The sequence below is a fragment of the Sphingomonas sp. TREG-RG-20F-R18-01 genome, assembly GCF_022662475.1.
Taxonomy (GTDB): domain Bacteria; phylum Pseudomonadota; class Alphaproteobacteria; order Sphingomonadales; family Sphingomonadaceae; genus Sphingomonas.
Map to the genome: position 1 here is coordinate 230,499 of NZ_JAKNQQ010000004.1, position 16,222 is coordinate 246,720.

Genomic DNA, 16,222 nt, shown 5'->3' on the forward strand with positions numbered 1-16,222 from the left:
CGGCGCACTTCAAGTCAATCGTCTTCGCTCGAGTCCATTTCGGCGAGGTGTTTGGCCTCTTCGTTGGTCGAGCGGCGTTCGGCGGTCTTTTCCGCGCGGGACGCCATTTCGTCCCAGGCCTTGGCGGCGCGCAACCAGCGGCTGCGGACGTTGTCGAGCGTGGCGGCGGATGCATCGGTTTCGGCCTGGCGGGCACGATCGCGATAGAACAGGGCTGTAGTGTTCGTCGGAGGTCTCCACGCATGAAAGGAACGAGCCCACCGTGAAGCGAGCAAGGGTGCCGCCGAGACGGCGGCACCCCCGGATCGTAAACCGATCAGGCCTGGGCGAGCTTTACAGCCGAGACCTTGCCGCGACGATCTTCTTCCAGCTCGTACGAAACGCGCTGGTCGCGATCGAGCGTTGCCATACCGGCAGCTTCCACTGCGCTGATGTGGACGAACGCATCACCACCGCCGCCCTCAGGCGCGATGAAACCATAACCCTTGTCGGCGTTGAAGAACTTAACTGTGCCGATAGCCATAACGTATTCCTTAAGCCCGGACGGTACCCCGATTGGGCAGCATCCGGATGGGGCCGAGATCGAAGACGAGTGCGTCGTCCGGCCCCGGCCGGCGCACCCGATGGCGTTCGATCAGCCGCGCGCGGAAAAACCGCAGCGAACAGGCTGACCTGAAAGGGAAAATGCGAGAAACACGAAGCGCGTCCGGAGTAACAAGCGGGAGCGCGGGACGTCTCTCAGCCGCGCGATGCTTGTGAGCGGACTCACGCGATTTGGTCGGTGTAGCAGGTTATTACGGGGTTGTCGCGACTTTTGCTTCACGCGCGATTGCGGACCGCGGCGTTCTGCCATAGCCTTTGCACCACTGGCCGCACGGAGAACGGTTCATGATCCTGCCGATCCTTGCCGTCCTGCAACTGGCGACACCGTCCGGGCCACCCGCGGACGCACGCAAGACGGTCGACCTGCCACCGCCGTGGCGGCCCTCCTCCTGTCCCGCGAGCGAAGCCGGCAGCGACATCGTGGTCTGCGGGAAGCGCGACGCCGCCGACAAGGACCGGCTGAGACCCTTGCCCGAACGCTATGCCGGGGTGGGCGGCCCGGGGATCGGCGTCGATCTGGGGAAGGGGGTGCGGGGGAATCTGTACACCACCCCCGGGCGCCTGAACGCCAAGCGCGTGATGATGACGGTGACGATCCCGTTCTGACGTGGTCGGCGGGGTCAGGGGCGGGGGCGGGGGCTTTTCCCGTCACCCCGGCGGAGGCCGGGGCCGCTGGGTTGGACGCATATCCGCCGTCCCGCGAACACCATGATGGCCACGGTCTTCGCCGGGGTAACGGTTAGACCGTCTCCAGCAACCGGTCCGCCTGCGCGCGCGCTTCGGGGGTGATTTCCGCGCCCGACAGCATCCGCGCGATCTCCTCGCGGCGGTCGGCGTCGTCCAGCGCGGTCACGCCGGTGCGCGTCACGATCCCGTCGTGGCGCTTGGCGATCAGCAGATGTTGCGCCCCGCGCGCGGCAACCTGCGGGCTGTGCGTGACGACAAGCACCTGCGTGCCGGTCGCGAGTCGCGCCAGGCGATCGCCGATCGCGCTTGCCACCGCGCCGCCGACCCCGCGGTCGATCTCGTCGAAGATCATCGTCGCCGCACTGCCGCGTTCGGCCAGCGCGACCTTGAGCGCCAGGATGAAGCGCGACAATTCGCCGCCGCTGGCGATCTTGACCAAAGGCGCGAACGGCGCACCGGGGTTGGTCGAAATCTCGAACTCGACCCGGTCCTTGCCCGCCGACGACCAGGCATCGGGTGCAGCCGGCGCGACGACCGTGCGGAACCGCGCGGCATCGAGTTTCAGCGGCGCCAGCTCCCCGCGCACCGCGGCATCGAGCTTCTCGGCGGCGGCGGTCCGCGCCTTGGTCAGCGCGGTGGCGGCACGGTCGAAGTCGGTGCGCGCGGTCGCTACCTTGCGTTCGAGTGCGGCAAGGCCCTCCTCACCCGCATCGAGTGCCGCAAGCCTGGCTTCGAGGTCGGCGGCCAAGGCGGCAAGGTCGTCGGGCTGGACGCGGTGCTTGCGCGCCATCCCGCGCAGCTCGAACAGCCGCGTCTCGTCGTCCTCGAGCGCGGACGGATCGAACCACAGGTCGGTCTTGGCGATCCGCAGCTGCTCCTCGGCGACCGCCCCCTCGATCACGGCACGATCGATCGCGGCGAGCGCCTCGGCGAGCGCCTCGTGATCCTCGGCAACCCGTTCCAGCACGCGCGCGGCCTGGCGCAACTGCGCGAGCCCGCCGTCCGATCCTTCGAGCCATTGCTCGATCGCGGCGAGATCGGCGGCGATCTTTTCGGAACGCTGCATCGATCGGCGGCGCTCGGCGAGCGCCTCTTCTTCGCCCGGCTCGGGGGACAAGGCGCGGAGTTCGGCGACGCTGTGCTCGAGCCATTCGCGGTCGCGCACGGCGCTCTCGATCGTCGCATGCGCGGTCGCGAGCGCGGTTTCGGCGGTGCGCCATGCCCGATAGGCGGTCGCGACCGGCGCGGCGTCGACCCGGCCGAACGAATCGAGCAAGGCGCGGTGGCCGCGGGCGTTGAGCAGGCCACGGTCGTCATGCTGGCCGTGGATCTCGACCAGATGCGTCGCCATTTCGCGGAGCAGTCCGGCCGACGCGGGCTGGTCGTTGACGAACGCGCGGCTGCCGCCATCGGCCTTGACGATGCGGCGAATCATCAGCGGTTCGCCGGGTTCGGTGTCGAAGCCGTTCTCGGCGAGCAACGCCGCGATCGCGCCGTCGGGGGCGGGGGTATCGAAGGTCGCGGTGACGACGGCTTGCGCCGCGCCCTGCCGCACCAGCCCCGCCTCGCCGCGTCCGCCGAGCGCGAGCCCGAGCGCGTCGAGCAGGATCGACTTGCCCGCGCCGGTTTCCCCGGTGAGCACGCCCAGCCCATCGACGAAGTGCAAATCGAGCGCTTCGATCAGGACGACGTCGCGAATGGCCAGCGAGATCAGCATCGTGCCGTCGCCTCTAGCCTATCGCGCGCCGTTCCGGAATTGTTCTTTGCGACCAGCGACGACGGGATCGACCGCACGCGCGCTTACTGGCCCGGGTTGGGGTTGCCCGGGTTGGTCGACGATCCGCCCGTCACCGGTGCGGCGCGCGTATCGCGGTTGATTTCCTTGGTCTTGATCGGGATGTTCGGCGCGCTGTTGAGCGGGACGATCGGCTGCCCTGCGGGAATCGCCGCGACCGTCACCGGCGGATGCGCCTGCGACAGCTTGTAGGCGCGCTCGTACCAGGTGGTGCCCGGGTAGTTGGAGCCGAGCACCGCCGCCGACTTGCGCGCCTCGTCCGGCACGCCGAGCGCGAGCGACGTCTCGGTCAGGCGCATCAGCGCCTCGGGGACGTGCGTCGTCGTCTGGTAATCGGCGACCACGCGGCGGAACCGCCCGTCGGCGGCGAGCCACAGGCCGCGCCGTTCGTAGAAGCGGCCGATCTCCATTTCCTTGCCGGCCAGGTGATCGCGCACGAGATCGATCTTGAGCCGCGCATCGGCGGCATATTTGGTGTTGGGATAGCGGCGCGTCAGTTCGCCCAGCGAATCGAGCGCCTGCTGCGTGATCTTCTGGTCGCGCGTCACGTCGCTGATCTGCTCGTAATAGCCGAGCGACACGAGGTAATAGGCATAAGGCGCGTCGCGGTTGCCCGGGTGGACCGACAGGAAGCGCTGCGCCGACTGGATCGAGGCGGTATAGTCGTGCCCGAGATAATAGCTGAACGCGCTCATCAACTGCGCGCGGCGGGCCCACACCGAATAGGGATGCTGGCGCTCGACCTCGTCGAACAGCGCGGCGGCGATCTTGTAGTCGCCCTGGTCGAGCCGCTGGCGCGCCGCCGTGTAGAGCGTGCCGACATCGCGCGCGACATAGGGAATGTCGGATTTGCCACGCTTCGCGCAGCCTGCGGTGGTGAAGGCGGTAGCGGCGATCAGCGCGAGCGCTGTGGCACGAAACAGGGGCGAGCGGGCATGGGGGGTACGCATCGGGGGTGGTCTTAGCCGAAGCGTGGAGGCGCGAACAATCCTTTTCACTGCGCTTTCCCGCCCGCACGGTTCCGGCTGGCGCTTTTCACTTGATCGTTTCATTGCGCGCGCGGATCACATCGCGCGAATGCTGCGTTTGCGACCTTATCCCCTTCAGGAGAAACAATCCCGTGACCGCCACCTTGCTCGCCACCAAACGCGTCGAAAAGCCCTGGGGTCGCCACACCTTGTGGCCCGGCTTTGCCAATCCCCCCGCGGATGGCGAGAAGATCGGCGAGGTATGGTTCCAGACGCCGCATGCGGGCGAACCCGACCTGCTCGTGAAGTATCTTTTCACCAGCGAAAAATTGTCGGTGCAGGTCCATCCCGACGATGCGGCGGCCCAGGCGGCCGGCTATCCGCGTGGCAAGGACGAGGCGTGGATCATCCTGGCCGCAGAACCCGATTCGACGATCGCGCTCGGCACGCTCGAGCCGATGACCAAGGACGCGTTGCGCGCGGCCTCGCTCGATGGGTCGATCGAGCATCTGCTCGACTGGAAGCCGGTCAAGGCGGGCGATTTCTTCTACTCCGAAGCGGGCACGATCCATGCGATCGGCGCCGGGCTGACGCTGGTCGAGATCCAGCAGAACGTCGACCTTACCTATCGCCTGTACGATTATGGCAGCGACCGCGAGCTGCACCTCGATGCCGGGGTCAAGGTTTCCGATCCCGTCCCCTTCGTGCCGCTGCCGACCCCGCCGCAGGACGACAAGGATCGCACCGTGCTCGCGGAAGGCCCGAAGTTCGTGATCGAGCGCTTTGCCGGCGGTACGCGCGTGGTGGAGCTGCCCGAGGGGCTGACCGGGTGGCTGGTGCCGCTCACGGGCGCTGGCGTGGCGGACGGCGTTGCGTTCAAGGCGGGTGAATGCCTGACGCTGACCGGGCGGAGCGAGATCCATGCCGATGAAGGCAGCGATCTGGCGCTGGCGTATCCGGCGACGAAGCGGATCTGAGCCTTGCGGTGGCGTTAGGGCTGGGCGATGGCGGTGGTCGCGAAGACCGCCTGGCGGCCCTCGCCTTCGCGAGACCGCTGCGAACGTCAATTTACGGACGTTTCGTTTGGTGTTTTCCCGCGAAGGCGGGAATCCAAAGTTAAGCAAGACAACGGCTTGCAGTTCTCGCGACTCCTGGACTCCCGCCTTCGCGGGAGAACACATATGGTTTCGCGGAGGTCTCGCCTTCGCTGGGATGACGGGGTTTTGGGCATCCTCCGCCACCCCGGCGCAGGCCGGGGCCGCCACCTTGCGGCGCGAACCCTACGTCTCGGCGCAACCGCCCACCAGCCTCCACCGAACCGCGCCGGCATGATCGACCCGCTTTTCGCGATGGCACAAACCCGGTAGCGGGGGATCGATGCTGCGTGTCCTCACCCTGTCCAGCCTGTTTCCGGACGCGACGCGCCCCAATTTCGGCGTGTTCGTCGAACGCCAGACGCTCGAACTGGCCGCCCGCCCGGACGTCGACCTGCGCGTGGTGGCGCCGGTCGGCCTGCCACCCTGGCCGCTCTCTTCCACCACGCACTACGCACCGCTCGCCGCCGTGCCGCGAGGGGAAACGTGGAAGGGCCTCGACGTCCGTCGCCCGCGGTTCCTGACCGTGCCGGGGACCGGCGGCCGTTTCCATGTCCCCGCGCTCACCCGCGCGCTGCTGCCGCTCCTCAGCCAAGTGCGGCGCGACTTTGCGTTCGACGTGATCGATGCGGAGTTCTTCTTCCCCGATGGCCCCGCCGCGGTGGCCCTCGGGCGGCATTTCGGCGTCCCGGTGTCGATCAAGGCGCGCGGGGCCGACATTCATCATTGGGGCACCACGCCCGCGACGCGCGCGCGCGTGCTCGCGGCGGGGCAGCACGCCGACGGGCTGCTCGCGGTCTCGGGTGCGATGCGCGACGACATGATCGCGCTCGGCATGCCGGCGGAGCGGATCCGGGTGCACCACACCGGGGTGGACCTCGACCGCTTCACCCCGCGCGACCGCGACGCCGCGAAACAGGCGCTGGGCGTCGACGGGCCGCTGGTGGTCTCGCTGGGCGCGCTGATCCGGCGCAAGCGGCACGACGTGGTGATCGAGGCGCTCCCCGCGCTGCCCGATGCGACGCTGATCATCGCGGGCGAGGGACCGGAGCGCGCGGCGCTGACCGCGCTTGCCGCCGCGCGCGGCGTGGCGGCGCGCGTGCGGCTGCTCGGGTCGGTGCCGCATGCCGATCTGACCGCGCTGCTCGGTGCCGCCGATGCGATGGCGCTGGCGTCCGAATCGGAAGGGCTCGCCAATGCCTGGGTCGAGGCGCTGGCGTGCGGGACGCCGGTCGTGATCGCGGACGCGGGCGGCGCGCGCGAAGTGCTGACCGACCCGAGCTATGGCCGCATCGTCGAACGCACGCCGCAGGACTTTGCCGACGGGATCGCGGCGGTGCTGGCCGCGCCGCATGATTCGGTCGCGACGCGGCGGGGTGCGACCCGCTTCACCTGGGCCGCCAACACCGCGGCGCTGCACGCGCATCTCGCGGGCGTGGTTTCAGCCCGCGGGTAACGGTGGATTCTTGGCGAGCCACGCCTTCGCCTGATCGTTGCTGAGCTCGACCAGATCGCCCATCACCACCGGCAGGTCGACCAGATGCAGCCCCCAGTCGTCGAGGATCTTGCCCCCGACCACGACGTCGCCGACGATATGGTCGGTGCGCTTGTCGGCGGGATTGGCATTGGTCGTCACCGCCAGATAGCGGAACCGCCCGCTGCTCGCGCAGCGCGTGCTGAGGAGCCCCGGCACCTTGACGAACGTGGTCGTCACCGCCGCCCCGTCGTTGCTCCACGGACCTTGGGGTGCGCTTGCGAGGCCGGCACCGCGCGCGCCGAGATAGGCGTCGGTCGGCTTCGGCTTGCCGTCGAGCGCGGCGGGGTCGACGCAGGCGGCGACCATGTCGGGTTGCGGCACGATCCCGAAGCGGCTGTTGGACGGCGGCGGGGCCTCGGCGCGGAAGCTGGTGTAGCTCACGACGCAACCGGTATCCTTGTTGCTGTGGCACAGCGGCGTAGACTTGAGGTCGCCACCGACGTCGCGGTCGGCGGGCACCGCGACGTTGGTGCCGGGGATGATGACCGAGATGATCTGCCGCTGGACCGGCGTTCCCTCGATTGCCCTGGCGACCAGCTCCTTGAGGATCCCAGACCCCTGGCTGTGCCCGACCAGCACAACTCCACGGCCATGGTTGTCATAGGCGAGATATTCGTCCCACGCCGCCTTCACATCGGCGTAGGCGAGGGCGCGGTCGCCGCGCATCGGCTTGCCGAGCATGGCTTCGCGCAGCGCGCCCAGCGTGACCTGACGATATAGCGGCGCGAACACCCGGCAATGCTTGGCGAAGCGCCCGGCCTGGAATGCGGCGACGACCTGCTCCTCGCGCCCCGCGACCAGGTCGCTGCTGGGCGTGGGGTCGAGCGAGACGGTGGGATAGACGTAGAAGCAATCGAACTTCGGCGACTCGTCGCGAGCGAAATGCTCGATCGAGCGCGATCCGTCGGCGCGGATGATCGTCGCGTCCTGGTTCGCCGCGCAGGCGTCGACCCGGCCGGGGCGGCAGAGCCAGGCGTCGGCGCTTTCGTATTTCGGGGTGGTGTCGGCGGATGCGGTGGCCGGCGCTTGCGCGGCGCCGACGGTCGGCGCGGCGGTGGCCAGCAGAATGGCGGCAAGCGATTTCATCGATTTTGTCCCCGACCCGTTTGCGCTGCCGTCGCAAGCGTAGCCGCTCCGCGCGGCGCACGCAGGCGCGTATCCTGCAAACCAATAGCGCGGCGCGTCAGCCGATCAAAGCGGATAGAGTGCCCCGACCACCCAGCGGCCCTCGCCCCGCAGCACGGCCCAGGCACGGGCCGCCGCGCGGCTGTCCATCGCCTCGACGCCGATGCCGCGCGCCTCGAGCGCGCGGACGAAGGCGGGGGCGGGGCGGCGCATCGTCGCGCCGGTGCCGAGCAGCAGGAACTCGGGCCGCGGATCGCCCGCGAGCAGGTCGGCGAGCGACTCGGGCGACAGCGCGTCGAACGCCGGCGCATCCCATTCCTCGACGCTATCGGGCGTGATGGTCAGCGCGCGATAGACGCCGCGGAACGTCCCCGCCTCGACCTTGTAGCCGTTGGGCGAGAAGCCGGTGATCGCCGGCCCGCTGCCGCTCGCGCGGTCGATCTGCATCAGCGCGGCTTGACCGGCTTTGCAGGCGCGACCGGCTCGGCGATGCTCGGATCGGGGCGCAGGCCGAGCGAGATGAGCAGCGACGACGACACGTAGATCGACGAATAGGTCCCGACGAAGATGCCGAGGATCATCGCCGCGGTGAAGCCGCGCAGCACCGGGCCACCGAAGATCAGCAGCGCGAACAAGGCAAGCAGGATCGTGACCGAGGTCATCACGGTGCGCGGCAGTGTCTCGTTGACCGACAGGTCGACGATTCCCGACATGTCCATCTTGCGATAGCGGCGCATGTTCTCGCGGATGCGGTCGTCGATGACGATCTTGTCGTTGATCGAATAGCCGATGATCGTCAGCACCGCGGCGACGATGTTGAGGTCGAACTCGAACCCGCTGAGCGCGAAGAAGCCGAGCGTCATCAGCACGTCGTGGACGATCGCGACGACGGTCGAGACGCCGAACTGCCATTCGAACCGGAATATCGCGAACAGGCCGATCCCGACGACCGCGAGCACGACCGCGAGGATACCCTTCCAGATCAGCTCGCCCGAGACCTTGCCGCTGACCGAATCCTGCCGCGAGAAGCGTGCGTCAGGGAAGGCGCGGGTCACGGCGACCTGGACCTGCTGGACGATGCGGTTGGCGGCGCCTTCGTCGGTGCTCCTGGGTGGGGGCAGCTTGATCGAGATGGTGTTGTCATTGCCGACGGTCTGGAGCCGGGCCTCGCCCAGCTCGAGCCGGTCGATCGTCGCGCGCAGCTTGTCGAGCGATGGCGGCGTTGCGAACTTCTCCTCGATCATCAGGCCGCCGACAAAGTCGACGCCGAGGTTGAGCCCGCGCGTGAACACCAGCGCGAGCGCGGCGATCGACAGCAGCAGGGTCAGCCCGAACGCCCATTTGCGCAGGGAGACGAAGGGGAGGTTGGTGTTGTCGGGAACGATTTTCAGCAGGCGCATGGTGTCTGGCCGATCAAATGTTGATTTCGGTCGGGCGGTTGCGGCGGATCCACAACACCACGAGCATCCGCGTGAACGTCACCGAGGTGAACACCGAGGTGGCGATACCGATCAGCAGCACGACCGCGAAGCCCTTCACCGGGCCCGAGCCGAGCAGCAGCATGATGACGCCCGAAATCGCGTGCGTCGCGTTCGCCTCGAAGATCGTGCGGCTGGCTTCCTTGTAGCCGAGCTCGACCGACTGGATCACGCTGCGGCCCCGCCGACGTTCCTCGCGGATGCGTTCGTTGATCAGCACGTTCGCGTCGACCGCGGTGCCGATCGTCAGCACGAAGCCGGCGATGCCCGGCAGCGTCAGGGTCCCGTTGATGACCGCCAGCACGCCCATGATGACCACCACGTTGATGATCACCGCATAGTCGGCATAGAAACCGAAGCGGCCGTAGGTGACCACCATGAACACGATCACTAGGATCACCGCGATGACCGAGGCGCGGATGCCCGCGTTGATCGATTCCTGCCCGAGGTCGGGACCGACGGTGCGCTCCTCGACGATCTTGAGCGAGATCGGGAGCTTGCCCGAGCTGAGTGCGATCGCGAGGTTGTTCGCCGATTCGACCGTGAACGACCCCTCGATATAGCCGGCGCCGCCGAGGATCGCGGTGTTGATCCGGGGGGCCGAGATGACCGCGTCATCGACGATCACCGCGAAGCGCTTGCCGGTGTTCGCCTGCGTGATCTCCGCGAACTTGCGACCGCCGTCGGCATTGAAGCTGAAATCGACGATCGGGCTGTTGTCCTCGGGCTTGAACGCCTGCTTGGCGTTGAGCAGCTGGTCGCCCGTTATGATCGCCTGGCGCTTGACCAGGATCTTCGCGCCGGGGCCACCCTCGGGATAGGGCAGCGCCTGGGTGCCCGCGGGGATGATCCCGCCCGGGACATAGGGCTGGTCCGCGACCATCTTGAATTCGAGCTTGGCGGTCTTGCCGATCAGCTCGCGCAGCGCCTGCGGGTCCTTCAGACCCGGGACCTGGACGACGATGCGGCTGGTGCCCTGGCCGACGATCGTCGGTTCCTTGGTGCCGAGCTTGTCGATGCGGGTGCGGACGACGTCGGTCGCGGTCCCCATCGCTTCCTTGATCGCGGCGTTGATGCCCGCCTCGGTCGGGGTCATCACGATCCGCGACGAATCGACCACCTGCAGGTCCCAGTCGCGCTGGCCGGTGAAGCCGACGCCGCCGGTCAGCTTGTTGAGCCGCTCGCGCGCCGCATCGAGCTGGGTCACGTTGCGGAGCATGAAGCTCAGCTTGCCACCGTCGGTCGCGATGTCGCCGATCGGGATCGCGGGGCCGACCGCCATCTGCGATACGATCTGCTCGCGCATCGCCTCGAGCCGGTTCTTGACCAGTTCGTTGGTGTTCGCCTCGAGCAGCAGATAGCTGCCCCCCGCCAGATCGAGCCCCTTGTTGACCCGGGGATGCGGGAACGCGCCCCAGCGGTCGGTGACCGACTCGGGCAGGAAGCTCGGGATCGCCAGCGCCATCAGCGCGGCGAGGAAAGCGAAGATCGAGATGACCTTCCAGCGGGGGAAATCGAGCATCGGATCAGTCGTTCGCGGGCTTGGAGCCGAGCGGCGTCACTTCGGCGAGGGTCGCCTTGACGACGCGGACGCGCGTGGTCGGCGCGATCTCGACCTCGACGAAGCGATCCTCGACCTTCGTCACCTTGCCGACGATGCCGCCTGCGGTGACGACCGAATCGCCCTTCTTGACCGCGTTGATCGCCGACGCCTGGTTGCGCGCGCGCAATTGCTGCGGGCGCAGGATCATGAAGTAGAAGGCAACGAAGACCAGCAACAGCGGGCCAAAGTTGACGAGCAGCGAAAGAAAGCCGTCAGGGCCGGTCGCGGCGCCTGTGGTCTGGGCAAATGCTGGGGTGGCGAACATGGGCTACCTTGGTAAAGCGGACCCGCCTGCACACAAGGGACATGCGGGATGGCGAGACGAAGACGTCCCGCTACAAGCGGCGCGCGCTATCATCTCAGGCGCGCCGGTGCAACGGATCATGACTTTTGGAGACACGAACATGACGATCCTCGTCCTCGGTCACGTCAAGACCGCCCCCGGCGATGCCGCCCGCATCACCGACCTGCTCGCCGCGCACGTCGCGCGGGTCAACGAAGAGGACGGCTGCGAATTCTACAGCTTCGCCTTCGACGTGGCGGACCCCGACATCATCCGCATTGCGGAACGCTGGGCCTCGCCCGAAGCGCTCGCGGCGCACGGCGCGGCAGAGCACAGCAAGGTGTTCGGCCGCGCGATCCGCGATCTCGGCGTGCGCGAGATGAGCGTCAAGGCGTGGGACGGAAGCTTCTGGCGGACCCTCAGCGGGGAGTAGATCGTTGGACCATCATCGGCTAGCGATAGTCGCCGAAGGATGATGGTCAAGCCTATGAAAAGACAGTCTGTTACCCGTCTGAAAGTTGCGCGTCTGGCGGCGGCGTCGACGATCGCCGCCTGCGTCGCGGCGGCGCCGCTTCCCGCGGCGCTGTCCCCCGCCGAGACGAGCCGCGAGACGCTGACACAGACGGCCTTCGTGGCGCAGGACAAGCCGACCGCGCTGCGGCAGATCGCCAATGTCGAGGCGGCAGCCGTCGCCACCCTGTCGCATTCGCCCGGTGACACCGAGGCACAACTGACCCGCGCGATGGCAACCAGCTACCGCGCCAAGCTGACCAACAGCCGGATCGACGCATTGTCGGCAAAGGGGCAGTTCGAGGCGATCACCCTCCACAACCCCCGCGATGCGGAAGCACAGGCGGCGCTGGGTGCTTGGCATATCAGCGCGGTCAAGTCGCTCGGCGGGATCGTGGCGCGCGGGGCGCTGGGCGCGCGCAAGACCTCCGGGCTGGAAGCGCTCGATCGCGCGGTGGCGCTCGGCGGCCAGCGCGCGCTGTTCCCCGGGCTGGCCGCGCTGCTGCGCCTCGCGCTCGACCCGAAGGACCCGGTCGGCGCCAACCTGGCCGAAACCGCGGCGCACGGATCGACCCCGACCGCGCTCGACCGGATCCTCCAGCGCCGCGCCGCACAGCTGCTGGCGCCGCTCAAGACCGGCGATGCACGCATGGTCCAGGCGCTTGCCAACCGACTATTACCGCTCGGGCAGTTCAAGTGACTTGCATCCGCCGCAATCTCGGCCTAGACGCGCCTCCCTCGGTCGGGGCGTAGCGCAGCCTGGTAGCGCATCACACTGGGGGTGTGGGGGTCGCAGGTTCGAATCCTGTCGCCCCGACCAGAGATTTCCCCTCCCAGCGCAGTCTCCACTGCATCGGATCCGTCCGGCGCAACGCCAGGACGTGTGCCGCACGGGTCAGCATCCATTGCCGCCCGGCCGCAAACCGCGCTACAGCCCGGCGCGCATGGCGTTTGCTCCATGTGTTTGTTCGGAGAATACCCTTGCGTCGCCAAACTGCCCTTGTTTCGTTGGCCCTTGGCCTATCGTTCCTGCCCGCCGTCGCGCGCGCGCAGGCGACCGCCGATGCCGACGTGCGTTGCCTACTGGTCAGCAACGTCTTCGCCGAGAAGGAAACCGAGCCCAAGAAGAAGCAGGTCGCGATCATCTCGGTGGCCTATTATCTCGGCCGGATCGACGCCAGGCTGTCGGCAACGCAGTTCCGTACCGCGATCCTGGCGGTCGGCAAGGAGCCGCTCGGCAAGGAAATCGCGCAGACGATGACCAATTGCGCACGCGGGCTGCAGTCCAAGCAGATCTCCACCGCGGAGATGATGCAGGGAATCGCCAAGAGCCAGCAGGCCGCGGGCAGCGCCGCACCCGCCAAGAAGTAACGCTCGCCGTCCTAGACCATGCGCGCCGCGATGCTGCACAGCAGGATCGCGGCGACCGGCCCGACCGCCAGGGCGCGCCGCCAGCGCGGCACGGCCCAGGTCTCGCGCTGACCGAGCAACAGTGCTGCCGCGATCCCGGTCGCTGCCATCGTCCAGAAATGATAGCGCACTTCCGACGCTACGCTGAGCGGCAGATAGCTGAGCGCATATAGCAGGGCGGACCAGGCGAGGGCAGGGGCCAGCATCGGCGCCCCCGTCGTACGGTCGCCACCGGTGCCGAGCGACGGCCGCAGCACGACCAGCCCGAACGCGAGCGCGATCCAGCACGCCGGCCAGCCCAGCGGCGTCGCCAGGCTGGCCGTGGCAAGCGTCGCGATCGTTGCCTGCACGCCATTGGGTTCGACCGTATAGCCCCACCGATTCGGATCGGACGCCAGCGAAAGGCCGGGCAGGTCCGAATCGCGGACCCAGAACCGGACGTTGCGATCGAAGTGCGTCAGCCGGTGCAGGCCATAAGCGACAGGATGCTGCGCCAGGGCGGCGGCCCACCAGCCATAGGGCCCATGCCCCTGCATCAGCGGCGCGCGCAACGTCGCGAATCCGATGGCGCAGGGCGCTTCGCCCCACCACGCATAGCGATCCCACGAGATCGGCGAATAACAGTCGCGATTGATCGCCACCGGATTCGGGGCACCCGTCGGCGGGAACACGTCGGCATGGCTGAACCGGCCGATGCCCCCCAGGTCGTAGATCACCAGCGAGAGTTCGACGCCGCTGCGCTCCGCCCGTAGCGCGGCATTGGCGAGCGGCAGCGCGAGCACCAGCGGAACCGCTGCGAGCACGGAGGTTGCGGCAAGCCGCGGCAGTGTCCGCCGCCACGCCGCCGGGGCGAGCGCGACCAGCAGCGGCAGGCACGCCGGCACCGCATTGAACCGCAAGGTCGCCGCCGCCACCAGCAGCATCGCCGCAACCACCCGCAGCCATCGCGCGGCCAATTCCGCACGTGGCGCCGATCCGCGTTCCGAACCGACCCCCGAGCCGACCCCCGAATTGACCGACGACACCGCCAGCAACCCGGCGGCCATCAGCAGGGCACCCGCGAACAGACTGTCCTTGAGGATCGTCGCCACCAGCACGATCGCAATCGGGGACAGCGTCAGCAGGAGGATCGTGGCGGCCGCGCCGCGCCGTCCGCGCCGCATCGTGGCGAGGACCAGCAACAGGCTGCCGCCCCAATAGAGCAGGCTCTGCAGGATCAGCATCGGCGCGGGGCCGGCGGCGAAAAACCGCAGTTGCCGCCACAGCCAGTTCATCGCCGGCGGATGCCAGTCGTCATACCGGCCGGTCACCGCCTGGCCATATTGGCGGATCGCGTCCCAGGTCATGATTCCGGGCCAGAATGCCGCGATTTCAACGGTCAGGCCGAGGATCATCAGCAGGGCCGCGACCTGCATCGGAAGTGTAGCTCTTCGCATCATTTGGCGGTAGCATGACCGCCCCGTCGGTCGTCACGCAAGAATTGAGATGGATTGCATTTCTCTGCGCGAAGTTCGACTATGATTGGGATAGACCCGGGGGAGTATCGTTTTGACTCAGGCTATATTGATCGCAGACGACCATCCGATGTGTGCCGCGGCGCTCGGCATGGCGACCGAACAGGTCGCGCCCGGGGCAGAAGTGGTTCAAGTCGGCACGATTGCGGAAGCTGTCGCGGCTGCCGAGCAGCGCCGGTTTGATCTTGTCCTGCTCGACCTGATGCTTCCCGATGTGCAGGGGTTTGCTGGCCTGTTGATGTTGCGGCGGCTGCAGCCGCGCGCGACCATCGCCATCGTCAGCAGCACCGACGAGCCGGCGGTGATGCGCCGGGCCGCGCGCGAGGGGGCAAGCGGCTATATTCCCAAGAGCGCGCCGATGAGCGGCATGGTCGCATCGATCCGCACGCTGCTGGCCGGCGGGAACGCGTTTCCGCCGGAAATGGCTACGCCCGAACCGGATGCCGTCATGACCCCGTCGCGGATCGGCGAATTGTCCCCCGCCCAGTTCCGGGTGCTGCGCGCCGCGGCGGATGGGAGCCAGAACAAGCAGATCGCCTATGAACTCGGCATCGCGGAAACGACCGTGAAAACCCATTTCGCGCAGATCTTCCGCAAGCTCGGGGTCACCAACCGGACCCAGGCGATCCTCGCGTTGCAGGCGCTCGACGTAGCCGCCTGACACCGCCCGGGGCGGCGCTGGTCCGGTCGACCACCGGGCTGCCGAGCGTTTGAGCCGGACCGGGGAGCATTCCCCCGGGGGTGCAAGACGTCCGCGCGTGTCCGCTTGCGTTCCTGCGTCGGCAGCACGAGCGCCGGTTGGCGGGGTTTGGCCGTCGCGGCAAGAAGGCCGGTGTCCGACGGACATCCGCGGACGCCGCTCTGGCCTAGGCGACACCCGGCGTCCGGGTCACCGAACGGCGAGCGAGCGCGCTTCCTCGATCGCCGCCATCGTGCGGATGGCCAGCCCCTCCAGCGCGCCGCTCGTCCGGCACTCGCCGCGCTCGATCGCCAGGCAGGCCAGCGCCAGGTCGAGCGCGCCGACACCGTTGCAGGCGCCACGCAGCGCATGCGCCTCGCGCTCGGCGCGGACGAAATTGCCTTCGCCCAGCGCGCCCGCGATCGCCTCGGTCCGTGCGCCGATGTCGCGCAGCATCATTTCGAGCAGGCGGTTCGCATCCGCGTCCCCGACCGCGCCGCGCAGGTCGGCAAGCCGGGCACAGTCGAGCAACGTATCGGGCGCGACGGTGGCCTCGGCGGTGGCGTGTGGGCGCGAGAGCAGCGCCGTGACCTTCTCGATCAGCTCCTCGGGCGCGAAGGGTTTGCGGACATAGGCATTCGCCCCGGCTTCCAGCGCCATCTTCACGTGCCATTCGCTCCGCCGCGCGGTCAGGATCAGGACGGGCAGGTCGCGGAACATCGCCGACGTGCGCATCTCGCCGAGGATGGCGAGTCCGGTCTTGCCGGGCAGGGCGCAGTCGAGAATGACGAGGTCGGGCCCGGTATCCCACAGGCTGTCCAGCGCCTCCTCGCCGTCCCGGACCGGCAGCACGACATGGCCAAGCGGCGTCAGCGTGCGTGCGACGATTGCGCAAACCAGTTCGTCGTCATCGACGATTACGATGCGCGCCATGTT

Annotated in this window: 18 protein-coding genes and 1 tRNA gene; 8 read left to right on the forward strand and 11 right to left on the reverse strand. The window is 68.2% G+C overall.

The genetic code is table 11. From position 1 onward, the window contains the following. Positions 1-14: 14 nt before the first annotated feature. Both L8K25_RS13290 and L8K25_RS13295 read right to left on the reverse strand, forming a co-directional pair. Positions 15-275, reverse strand: a complete 261-nt coding sequence (locus tag L8K25_RS13290) for a hypothetical protein (protein WP_242139470.1) — start codon at positions 273-275, stop codon at positions 15-17. Positions 276-316: 41 nt separating this feature from the next. Next, positions 317-523, reverse strand: a complete 207-nt coding sequence (locus tag L8K25_RS13295; RefSeq protein ID WP_010164742.1) for a cold-shock protein — start codon at positions 521-523, stop codon at positions 317-319. Between the two features lie 365 nt (positions 524-888). Here L8K25_RS13295 and L8K25_RS13300 point away from each other — a divergent pair, with 365 nt between their 5' ends. After that, entirely contained in the window at positions 889-1,209 is a 321-nt protein-coding gene (locus L8K25_RS13300; RefSeq protein WP_242139471.1) for a hypothetical protein, read from the forward strand. Positions 1,210-1,342: 133 nt separating this feature from the next. Here L8K25_RS13300 and recN read toward each other — a convergent pair whose 3' ends face one another. Continuing rightward, positions 1,343-3,007, reverse strand: coding sequence for a DNA repair protein RecN (recN, locus tag L8K25_RS13305; protein WP_242139472.1), 1,665 nt, complete (start codon positions 3,005-3,007; stop codon positions 1,343-1,345). Between the two features lie 83 nt (positions 3,008-3,090). Beyond that, complete coding sequence (locus tag L8K25_RS13310; protein ID WP_242139473.1) at positions 3,091-4,035, reverse strand: outer membrane protein assembly factor BamD; 945 nt, start codon at positions 4,033-4,035, stop codon at positions 3,091-3,093. Positions 4,036-4,205: 170 nt separating this feature from the next. Between L8K25_RS13310 and L8K25_RS13315 the strand changes: the two genes are divergently transcribed. After that, on the forward strand, positions 4,206-5,030 hold the full coding sequence (locus L8K25_RS13315; RefSeq protein WP_242139474.1) for a class I mannose-6-phosphate isomerase: 825 nt from the start codon (positions 4,206-4,208) through the stop codon (positions 5,028-5,030). A 400-nt stretch (positions 5,031-5,430) separates the two neighbouring features. Continuing rightward, positions 5,431-6,603: a glycosyltransferase gene (locus L8K25_RS13320; RefSeq protein WP_242139475.1), complete on the forward strand. Its 1,173-nt coding sequence runs from the start codon at positions 5,431-5,433 to the stop codon at positions 6,601-6,603. Here L8K25_RS13320 and L8K25_RS13325 read toward each other — a convergent pair. The 5 genes from L8K25_RS13325 to yajC form a co-directional block, all read right to left on the reverse strand. Beyond that, positions 6,589-7,770, reverse strand: coding sequence for a DUF3089 domain-containing protein (locus L8K25_RS13325; RefSeq protein ID WP_242139476.1), 1,182 nt, complete (start codon positions 7,768-7,770; stop codon positions 6,589-6,591). The two genes, L8K25_RS13320 and L8K25_RS13325, sit on opposite strands and share 15 nt — an antisense overlap. 105 nt (positions 7,771-7,875) lie before the next feature. After that, positions 7,876-8,256 carry an Mth938-like domain-containing protein gene (locus tag L8K25_RS13330; protein WP_242139477.1) on the reverse strand — a complete coding sequence of 127 codons (381 nt, stop codon included), beginning with the start codon at positions 8,254-8,256 and terminating at the stop codon, positions 7,876-7,878. Continuing rightward, entirely contained in the window at positions 8,256-9,209 is a 954-nt protein-coding gene (gene secF / locus L8K25_RS13335; RefSeq protein ID WP_242139478.1) for a protein translocase subunit SecF, read from the reverse strand. The genes L8K25_RS13330 and secF overlap by 1 nt, the downstream gene beginning before the upstream one ends. A gap of 13 nt (positions 9,210-9,222) precedes the next feature. After that, the gene (secD, locus tag L8K25_RS13340; RefSeq protein ID WP_242139479.1) at positions 9,223-10,809 is read right to left on the reverse strand and encodes a protein translocase subunit SecD; all 1,587 of its coding nucleotides are present in this window, start codon (positions 10,807-10,809) and stop codon (positions 9,223-9,225) included. Positions 10,810-10,813: 4 nt separating this feature from the next. Next, entirely contained in the window at positions 10,814-11,155 is a 342-nt protein-coding gene (gene yajC, locus L8K25_RS13345) for a preprotein translocase subunit YajC (RefSeq protein WP_242139480.1), read from the reverse strand. 139 nt (positions 11,156-11,294) lie between these two features. On the opposite strand from yajC, the gene L8K25_RS13350 reads away from it, so the two are divergent. The 4 genes from L8K25_RS13350 to L8K25_RS13365 all read left to right on the forward strand — a co-directional run bounded on the left by L8K25_RS13350 (position 11,295) and on the right by L8K25_RS13365 (position 13,054). Then, a complete protein-coding gene (locus L8K25_RS13350) occupies positions 11,295-11,606 on the forward strand; it encodes an antibiotic biosynthesis monooxygenase (protein ID WP_242139481.1) in 312 nt (103 codons plus the stop codon). 54 nt (positions 11,607-11,660) lie between these two features. After that, on the forward strand, positions 11,661-12,383 hold the full coding sequence (locus L8K25_RS13355) for a hypothetical protein (RefSeq protein ID WP_242139482.1): 723 nt from the start codon (positions 11,661-11,663) through the stop codon (positions 12,381-12,383). A gap of 43 nt (positions 12,384-12,426) precedes the next feature. Continuing rightward, a tRNA-Pro gene (locus L8K25_RS13360) sits at positions 12,427-12,503 on the forward strand. 161 nt (positions 12,504-12,664) lie between these two features. Beyond that, the gene (locus tag L8K25_RS13365; protein ID WP_242139483.1) at positions 12,665-13,054 is read left to right on the forward strand and encodes a hypothetical protein; all 390 of its coding nucleotides are present in this window, start codon (positions 12,665-12,667) and stop codon (positions 13,052-13,054) included. An 11-nt stretch (positions 13,055-13,065) separates the two neighbouring features. Here the strand turns inward: L8K25_RS13365 and L8K25_RS13370 are convergent, their stop codons facing one another. Then, positions 13,066-14,508, reverse strand: a complete 1,443-nt coding sequence (locus L8K25_RS13370; protein ID WP_242139484.1) for a hypothetical protein — start codon at positions 14,506-14,508, stop codon at positions 13,066-13,068. A 133-nt stretch (positions 14,509-14,641) separates the two neighbouring features. Here L8K25_RS13370 and L8K25_RS13375 point away from each other — a divergent pair, with 133 nt between their 5' ends. Then, on the forward strand, positions 14,642-15,268 hold the full coding sequence (locus tag L8K25_RS13375) for a response regulator transcription factor (protein WP_242139485.1): 627 nt from the start codon (positions 14,642-14,644) through the stop codon (positions 15,266-15,268). Positions 15,269-15,496: 228 nt separating this feature from the next. On the opposite strand, the gene L8K25_RS13380 is transcribed toward L8K25_RS13375, so the two are convergent. Next, complete coding sequence (locus L8K25_RS13380) at positions 15,497-16,219, reverse strand: response regulator transcription factor (protein ID WP_242139486.1); 723 nt, start codon at positions 16,217-16,219, stop codon at positions 15,497-15,499. Positions 16,220-16,222 lie beyond the last annotated feature (3 nt).